At 58.5% G+C, this 5,666-nt stretch carries 6 protein-coding genes and 1 riboswitch; of the genes, 2 read left to right on the top strand and 4 right to left on the bottom strand.

The window, feature by feature from the left end:
• Window positions 1-171: 171 nt before the first annotated feature.
• The 4 genes from H6B51_RS16065 to H6B51_RS16050 form a co-directional block, all read right to left on the bottom strand.
• Window positions 172-501, bottom strand: coding sequence for a DRTGG domain-containing protein (locus tag H6B51_RS16065; RefSeq protein WP_204884616.1), 330 nt, complete (start codon window positions 499-501; stop codon window positions 172-174).
• 69 nt (window positions 502-570) lie between these two features.
• Complete coding sequence (locus H6B51_RS16060) at window positions 571-1,896, bottom strand: [Fe-Fe] hydrogenase large subunit C-terminal domain-containing protein (protein ID WP_204884615.1); 1,326 nt, start codon at window positions 1,894-1,896, stop codon at window positions 571-573.
• Between the two features lie 37 nt (window positions 1,897-1,933).
• Window positions 1,934-2,359, bottom strand: a complete 426-nt coding sequence (locus H6B51_RS16055) for an ATP-binding protein (RefSeq protein WP_204884614.1) — start codon at window positions 2,357-2,359, stop codon at window positions 1,934-1,936.
• Window positions 2,346-2,702: a DRTGG domain-containing protein gene (locus H6B51_RS16050; protein WP_204884613.1), complete on the bottom strand. Its 357-nt coding sequence runs from the start codon at window positions 2,700-2,702 to the stop codon at window positions 2,346-2,348. Before H6B51_RS16050 ends, H6B51_RS16055 begins: the two co-directional genes overlap by 14 nt.
• Before the next feature lie 248 nt (window positions 2,703-2,950).
• On the opposite strand from H6B51_RS16050, the gene serC reads away from it, so the two are divergent.
• Window positions 2,951-4,036 (top strand): 3-phosphoserine/phosphohydroxythreonine transaminase, encoded by a 1,086-nt coding sequence (serC, locus tag H6B51_RS16045; RefSeq protein WP_204884612.1) that lies wholly within the window; start codon window positions 2,951-2,953, stop codon window positions 4,034-4,036.
• A gap of 109 nt (window positions 4,037-4,145) precedes the next feature.
• A complete protein-coding gene (locus H6B51_RS16040) occupies window positions 4,146-5,315 on the top strand; it encodes a phosphoglycerate dehydrogenase (RefSeq protein WP_204884611.1) in 1,170 nt (389 codons plus the stop codon).
• 30 nt (window positions 5,316-5,345) lie between these two features.
• Window positions 5,346-5,452, top strand: a riboswitch (TPP riboswitch).
• Window positions 5,453-5,666 lie beyond the last annotated feature (214 nt).

Below are 5,666 nucleotides of genomic sequence, written 5' to 3'. Positions count from 1 at the left end.
CAAGCGTTTTTGCCTGGGGCAAAAATCTTGCCGCAGGGCGGATTCACTCCGCCCGAGGAAGTAAAATCAAGGGGTCCCCGCAGGGCCGAGGACCTGTGGGGCGACAGGCGGGAGTGAAGGTGGAGGTCGTAATAAAAATTCAAAAAAGACCCTTCTTTCGGGACCAGATACTTAGCCCAGGCTCTGGCCCAGCCGGCAGGCGGCGGTATAGGTGTCCAGACTGGTGCCCAGCAGGTTGACCCCCTTGTCCTGAGCCCGGCGGAGCAGGTCGGCATCGGGTTGTACCCCTTCGGTGAGGATAACGCAGCCCACGTCGGCCATCAGGGCTACAGCTGCCACGTTTTGGTTGGACATAATGGTGAGCCATGCGCAGTCTTGACCAGCCCGGCCCATGACCCAGCTGAGCAGGTCACCCACGTAGCCCCCGGTAACAGGACGCTCCGGATCGGTGAGGTGGAATACAGTAAGTCCCATAGTTTCAATCAGTTGCTGAACAGTCATGCTTGTATCCTCCTTTATGATCGTCACAAAAAAGGGGCCTGTTGCGGTGAACTGCAACAGGCCCCTGGGTCATCTTCTGGAAGTATCGTGCTGCTGGCGGCGGAAAGGCGGCGGCAGATAGTCGTCCGCCTCGTCCTTACCGGCCATGGAGCGCATCCGCTCCCGCACCTTGAAGATACAGTCGTCCACCGTGGCCCGGCCCAGTACCACGTCCTCGGCAAAGGCGTGGCAGGAGGGAGCGCCGCAGGAGCCGCAATGAAGCCCGGGCAGGTTGGACTCCAGCTCCTGGATGCGCAATTGCTTGTTTAGGGCGGCTCCCAGATCCTGATCCAGTACAAAGGTGGGCAGATATTGCAGATCCTTGTCCCGCCGGACAATGTCCCGCTCCTCGCCCTGGAAGGGGAACCGGTTGCGGGAGACGGGCAGGCCCTTCATCAGACCCTTGATCCGCATTTTAGCGGCATATGGATTCTCAACTGTAAAGCAGCCGCCCACGCACCCCTGGGTACAGGCAGACAGCTCCAGGAAATCCGCCTCAGGCAGCCGGCCGTCCTCGATCTCCTCCAGCATACGGATCACATTTGGGACTCCGTCCACCGCTACGCACTGTTCACGCAGGCGGGCGGCGCTTTCTCCGCCGCAGGAAGCCCAGCCCAGACCCATGATCCCAACGGAGGACATGGGCTCAATCTGCTCCAGGTGCTTCATGGGGCTAAGCAGCCGCAGGTAGATATCCCGGATGGCGAAGGCGCCATCCAGCACAGGGGCCTGAAGTCCCTCGGATACCCGGGCGGCGGTGACCTTGGAGGAGCAGGGGACGATAGCAAACACGCCGATGCGTTCCGGAGGCAGGCCGGTCTCCTCCGCCGCTTCCCGCCGGGCCAGAATGGCCGCCAACTCCATAGGCAAAATGGTGCAGGCCACATGGGGCAGCAATTTGGGAAAGCGCATCCGGATGAGTCGGAGCACCGTGGGGCAGGAGGAGGAAATCAGGGGGGTCACCTTGGGCGGGCCAGCACAGATCGCCTGCCGCTCAAAATCGGAGATCATCTCAGCGGCCTTGGCTACCTCAAACACCTTGTGAAAGCCGATCTTCAGCAGGGCATTGAGGATAATGTCGATATTGTCCAGATTATGAAACTGCCCGTAGAGAGCGGGCTCGGGCAGGGCCACGCAGTACTCAAACCGGGTGAGGATATCCAGTTGATCGCCCACGGATTTGATGGCCTTGTGGGGACAGATGCGGATGCACTCACCGCAGTCGATACACCGGTCGGGCAGAATGGTGGCCTTGCGGCCACGGACACGGATGGCTTCGGTGGGACAGCCCTTGATGCAGGAGGTACAGCCGCGGCAGCGTCTGCTGTCCAGTACCACGGAATGCCTCATAGCCATGTGCCTGTCTCACCTCGCTTTGCTGTGGAAACGCTCATTACTGGGGAATCTTGATCTTGACCGTGACCGTGGTACCGGTGCCCACCACGGTATCAATGGTCATCTCGTCGGAGTAACGCTTCATGTTGGGCAGACCCATACCGGCCCCAAAGCCCAGCTCCCGGGCGGTGGAATCGGCGGTGGAGAAGCCCTCCTGCATGGCCTGATCCACATTGGGGATGCCGGGGCCGGAGTCCATCATGCGGATGGTGATCTGGTCGGAATCCACCTCCACCTGAGCCTCGCCGCCGTCGGCGTGGATGACCATGTTGATTTCGCCCTCATACATACAAATGGAGGCCCTCCGGATTACGTCCTGGGGCAGGCCAAGCTTTTTCAGGGTCAGCTTCATTTTGCTGGAGGCTTCGCCGGCTTCGATCAGGTCGCCGCCCTCCACAGGGTAGACAAGTTTAATCGTTTCCATCACAATTTCCTCGCAATCCATTGTAGTAGAGCAGGCCGCAGGCCTCATACATGCGTTTTGGGCTGGTCATGACCACGATGTTCCGTTCCTCCGCCAGCTTGACGATGTTTTCGCCGGGCACCTTTCCCCGGACAAAGATGATGCAGCACATTTCCACCATGTCGGCGGTGCGCACCACCTGGGGATTGACCAGGCCGGTGAGAAGCACCGGCTGGTTTTTCACATAGGCCAGCACGTCGCTCATAAAATCGCTGCCGCAGGCGGACATGACCTCCCGGTCCAGGTGCTCCTCGCCCCACAGAACGGTGGCGTTCAGGATCTCTTTGATCTCGGAAAGCAGCATAAGCTTTCAATCCCTCCCCTGGGAAAACTAAACTCTTAGTTTATTGGCATTGTATCACAAAACCCGCCGGAGTGCAAAGGGTACCTTAAAACATTCACAAAGTTTTTACCACCCGAAGTAAGCTTTTGGGTACTCCGGGCACTTGACAGCACAGGCGGGTGGTGGCTATAATAGACTTTATCAATGTAAAGCGAAGCGAGTCCGCGTGCATTGCAACTACTTTTTCGATTTTGAGGAGGCCATCTATCATGGGTAACGAGCGCGTGTTCAATTTCTCCGCAGGCCCGTCCATGCTCCCCCTGGAAGTGCTGGAGCGTGCTGGAGCCGAGATCACCAACTATCAGGGGTCCGGCATGTCAGTCATGGAGATGAGTCACCGGTCTAAGGTTTTCCAGAAGATTTTTGACGACACCCAGGCCAAGCTGCGCAAGCTGATGAACGTGCCCGAGGGCTATAAGATCCTGTTCCTCCAGGGTGGCGCCTCTTCCCAGTTCTCCATGGCGCCCCTGAACCTCATTGGCAAGACTGGCAAGGCCGACTACGCCGTCACCGGAAACTTCTCCAACATTGCTTATAAGGAGGCTAAGAAGTACGGCACCATCAATCTGGCCGCTTCTTCCGCCGACAAGAACCATACCTACATCCCCACCCAGGAGCAGCTCACCCTGGACCCTGAGGCCAGCTACTTCTATTACTGCGCCAACAACACCATTTACGGCACCGAGTGGCAGTATGTTCCCGAGACCAATGGGGTGCCCATCGTGTGTGATATGTCCTCTGACATTTTGTCCCGTCCGGTGGACGTGAGCAAATATGGTATTATCTTTGCCGGCGCCCAGAAGAACATGGCCCCCGCCGGTCTCACCGTGGTCATCATCAAGGAGGAGCTGGCCGGCCAGGAGCTGCCCTATACCCCCCTGATGATGAACTACAAGACCATGATCGACAAGGATTCCATGTACAACACCCCGCCCTGCTGGTGCATCTACATCCTGGGCCTGGTGCTGGACTGGCTGGAGTCCAAGGGCGGCCTGCCCGGCATGGAGGCCATCAAGCACGGCAAGGCCCAGATGCTGTACGACGTGATCGACAGCTCCAGACTGTTTACCTGTGCCGTGGAGAAAGACTCCCGCTCCGATATGAACGTGGTGTTCCGTACGGGCAGCGACGAGCTGGACGCCAAGTTTGTGAAGGAGAGCATCGAGGCTGGCTTCACCAACCTGAAGGGCCACCGCTCCGTGGGCGGCATGCGTGCGTCCATCTACAATGCCATGCCCACCGAAGGCGTGGAGAAGCTGTGCGACTTTATTAAGGCGTTTGATAAGAATAACTAAAATGTGCGGGCGGCCGCAGGCCGTCCCTGTAAAGTTGGGTAGGGGCCGATGCCCACATCGGCCCGCCCCTGCCCGGTTTTAAGTATGCTGATAAGGAGGCAAACCCCTCATGTTTCGCATTAAGACCCTGAACAAGATTTCCCCTGCCGGCCTGTCCGTGCTGGACCAGACCCGCTTTTCCGTCAGCGATGACGTGGAGAACGAGGATGGTATTCTGGTCCGCTCCGCCGATATGCATGAGTACCAGTTTTCCGACAATCTTCGGGCCATTGCCCGAGCCGGGGCCGGTACCAACAATATCCCCATTGACCGCTGCTCCGAAGCAGGTATCGTAGTGTTCAATACTCCTGGCGCCAATGCCAACGCCGTAAAGGAGCTGGCGGTGTGTGCCCTGCTGATGGCCTCCCGGAAGATTACCGCCGGCGCCGAGTGGGTTCGTACCCAGGCCGGTGCCGGGGCCGATGTGGAGAAGGTGGTAGAAAAGGGAAAGAGCCAGTTCGTGGGTCCCGAGCTATCCGGCAAGATGCTGGGTGTCATCGGCCTGGGCGCTATCGGCGTACAGGTGGCCAACATCGCCACCAAGCTGGGTATGACTGTGTTCGGCTATGACCCCTTCCTCAGCGTGGACGCCGCTCTGTCCCTGTCTCGTCTGGTCCACCGGGCCATGGATCTGGAAACCATCTATAAGAACTGCGACTACATCACCCTCCACGTGCCTCAGACCCCCGAGACCCGGGGTATGATCAACGAGGATGCCATGCACATGATGAAGGGCGGGGTGCGCATCATCAACCTGGCCCGGGGCGGCTTGGTGAACGACGACGATATGCTGGTCGCTCTGGAATCCGGTAAGGTGGCCGCCTACGTCACCGACTTCCCCAACAACAAGATCCTCCAGGGCAAGAACGTGGTGGCCATCCCCCACCTGGGCGCTTCCACCCCCGAGAGTGAGGAAAACTGCGCCGTCATGGCTGCTCAGGAGCTGAAGGATTACCTGGAGAACGGCAACATCAAGAACTCCGTCAACCTGCCCACCCTGGTGCAGGAGTGGAGCGGCGAGTCCCGGCTGTGCATTATCCACAAGAACGTACCCGGCGCCATCGCCAACATTACCGGCCTGCTGTCCAAGGACGGGGTCAACGTGGAGAACATGACCAACAAGTCCAAGAAGGAGTATGCCTACACCGTGGTGGACGTGGGTACCCGGGTGAGCCAGACGGTGGCCGACGAGATCCGGGCCCTGGACGGGGTGTGCCGGGTGCGGCTGCTCAATCATTGAGGATTGACAAATTCCGCCGGACAAGTTAAAATCGACTGTGCAAGGGAGCTTCCGCGAGGAGGCTGAGAGGAGGGGAGAGTCCCTCGACCTGACCTGATTTGGGTAATGCCAACGTAGGGACGCAGCACTACTTCCGTGCGGGATCCCCTCCGTTCGGAGGGGCAGCAATACGTACAGAACCAGCGGCAGGTCCCTTTGGGACCTGCCGCTTTCCTGTTTTGTTTGAAAAAGAAGGAAGGAATAAGGTTGAAACATTGTGATTTAAGTACCATTCCGAAAAAGAGCGCATAAGACCACGCCCCCTAAAAGCGGGCGAAAAATGAAGTTATGCTAAAAGCCTAAGCAGTAGTT

The sequence above is a fragment of the Pseudoflavonifractor phocaeensis genome, from assembly GCF_016901955.1.
GTDB classification, from domain to species: domain Bacteria; phylum Bacillota; class Clostridia; order Oscillospirales; family Oscillospiraceae; genus Flavonifractor; species Flavonifractor phocaeensis_A.
Note: the sequence above shows the minus strand (reverse complement) of the source record. Positions and strands in the feature narration are given on the sequence as shown.

Bases quoted from the DNA above. Each gene is read 5' to 3' on its own strand.
- H6B51_RS16065 (WP_204884616.1), bottom strand. From the start codon at position 501: ATGACTGTTCAGCAACTGATTGAAACTATGGGACTTACTGTATTCCAC.
- H6B51_RS16060 (WP_204884615.1), bottom strand. From the start codon at position 1,896: ATGGCTATGAGGCATTCCGTGGTACTGGACAGCAGACGCTGCCGCGGC.
- H6B51_RS16055 (WP_204884614.1), bottom strand. From the start codon at position 2,359: ATGGAAACGATTAAACTTGTCTACCCTGTGGAGGGCGGCGACCTGATC.
- H6B51_RS16050 (WP_204884613.1), bottom strand. From the start codon at position 2,702: ATGCTGCTTTCCGAGATCAAAGAGATCCTGAACGCCACCGTTCTGTGG.
- serC (WP_204884612.1), top strand. From the start codon at position 2,951: ATGGGTAACGAGCGCGTGTTCAATTTCTCCGCAGGCCCGTCCATGCTC.
- H6B51_RS16040 (WP_204884611.1), top strand. From the start codon at position 4,146: ATGTTTCGCATTAAGACCCTGAACAAGATTTCCCCTGCCGGCCTGTCC.